A 1,962-nucleotide genomic window follows, 5' to 3' on the forward strand; every position below is an offset into this window, starting at 1 on the left:
GTGCGCCATCAGGGACTCGAACCCCGAACCCGCTGATAGGTTGCTTTCGCTGGTCGCGGCCTGATTCGGGGCGTTTTCATGGTTGCGACGCGGGCACGATTCGGCGGCGATGTGGTCGCGCTGGCAGCGCCGGTCCGCAGTTCGGACGATCTTTCAGACGTGCTTATGTGGTCTGCCGCCATCGCGGCGTTTGTCTCTTATCTCGGCGCTGGTGGTCGGTCGCTCGAGACGCGCAAACTGCGCCAGTATCAGCTGCTGTGCTTCGCCGACGTGGCGACGGCCGCGCCGAGCGCCGTCGAGCTGCCCGAGCTCGTGGCGTGGCTCGACCATGAGGGATGGAGCAACAACACGCGCCGGTCGGTGCGCGCGTGCCTGGTCGTGTTCTTCACCTGGTTGCAAGCGACCGGGCAGCGGCCCGATAACCCTGCTCGGCTGCTGCCGACCGTCGCGGCCAAGCCCGGCCGCCCACGGCCGTGCCCGGAGTCGGCGCTGCGGTCGGCCGTGGTGAACGCCGCGCCGCGTGAGCGCCTGATGTTGGCGCTCGCCGCGACGGGCGGCCTTCGGCGGGCCGAGATAGCGGCCGTGCGCGGTGAGCACGTCGAGCGCGGTTTCGACGGCGCGCAGCTGCGCGTGCTCGGTAAGGGCGGCCGGGAGCGGCTGGTGCCGATCAGTGACGAGCTCGCCGAGCAGCTCGAGCAGCGGCGCGGGTACGCGTTCCCATCGCCGCGCGGCGGCCACCTGACACCGGCTCATGTCGGGAAGCTGATTGCGCGGTTGCTGCCGCCGGGGTGGACGACTCACACGCTGCGCCACCGCTTTGCGAGCGCGGCGTACCGGGCCGACCGCGATATCCGGGCCGTGCAGGAACTGCTCGGCCATGCGAGCGTGGCGACGACTCAGATTTACACGGCGCTGCCGGACGACTCGCTGCGGCGAGCGACGTTGTCCGCCACCACGTTTGCGGCCGTCGCCTAGTACGACCGCCAGACGATTTGGTATCCGCCTTTGGCGCCGGTGCCACCGGCCGCCGGGCTGCTCACCCATCCGGGGTACGGGCCGCCGCCGCCTCCACCGCCGAACTGTGAGCCGGGCTGTCCGGCGGTCACGTTCGATGAGCCGGGGAACACGGTGCCGTTCACTGTCACGGCGGCCGCGCCGTGGCCGGTGGTGTCGTCGTTGGTGGTCGAGCCGACGCCGCCGGTGCCGCCTGGTGCGTTCAAGTTGAGACCGGCCGGACCGGTTGCGGTGCTCGCGCCACCGGCCGCGCCGTTGCGCTTCGCGCCACCCGAGCCGCCAGCGCCGCCGTTGCCGATGGTGATGGTGATGGTGTCGCCGGGCTTGACCGGGATTGTGGCGGTGCGCCAGCTCGAGGCGTTGCCGCCTTCGCCGTTGCTGGTCGTGATCCCGTTGTCAGCGGTCGCGCCGCCACCGCCGCCACCGATCACACCTACGTCGGCGAACGCCGCGTACGCCGGGACCGTGAGCGTGACCGATTGTGTGCCGCCTTCGGTCGAGGGGTCGCGCTGCCAGACCTTGACGGTGCCCTTGTAGACGGCGCTGGCGAGCGCGTCGCCGACGTAGACGCGGGCGGGTGATCCGGCTCGGTACAGGCTCACGACACGACCGTGATGGTGGTGGCCGGGGTACCTGCTGCGGGCGGCGAGCTCGAGACGGCGAGCGTGAGGCCAGCGCCGGTGACCTGGTCGGGTGCGGGCTCACCGGCCGGGCCCTGGAGCTGCCCGGAGTCGTGCCAGCTGGTGCCGTCGGACACCCACAGGTGCGGCGGGTCGCTGAGCACGAGCTTGGCGTCACCGGGTGATCCGGCGGGCCCGAGCTCGGCGACCGTCGAGACGACGCCGAGCAGGTGCAGCCCGGTCCCCTGCGGCAGCGTGAGCGACAGCGTTTGGTTCGGCGCGCTGCCGCTGATCGTGGCAGCGGCGGGGTCACCGGCGGGTGCGGTGG

The 1,962-nt window shown here is 71.7% G+C and carries 3 protein-coding genes; 1 reads left to right on the top strand and 2 read right to left on the bottom strand.

Annotated elements, in window-relative coordinates:
• Positions 1-78: 78 nt before the first annotated feature.
• Positions 79-975, top strand: coding sequence for a tyrosine-type recombinase/integrase (locus tag SCNU_RS21020; RefSeq protein WP_139026178.1), 897 nt, complete (start codon positions 79-81; stop codon positions 973-975).
• On the opposite strand, the gene SCNU_RS19835 is transcribed toward SCNU_RS21020, so the two are convergent.
• Positions 972-1,616, bottom strand: a complete 645-nt coding sequence (locus SCNU_RS19835) for a glycine-rich domain-containing protein (RefSeq protein ID WP_009681201.1) — start codon at positions 1,614-1,616, stop codon at positions 972-974. The two genes, SCNU_RS21020 and SCNU_RS19835, sit on opposite strands and share 4 nt — an antisense overlap.
• The coding region (locus SCNU_RS20690) for a hypothetical protein (protein WP_009681202.1) at positions 1,613-1,962 on the bottom strand (350 nt) is incomplete at its 5' end. The genes SCNU_RS19835 and SCNU_RS20690, both read right to left, overlap by 4 nt.

Origin of the sequence: Gordonia neofelifaecis NRRL B-59395, from assembly GCF_000192435.1 — a bacterium.
Classification (GTDB): Bacteria; Actinomycetota; Actinomycetes; order Mycobacteriales; family Mycobacteriaceae; genus Gordonia; species Gordonia neofelifaecis.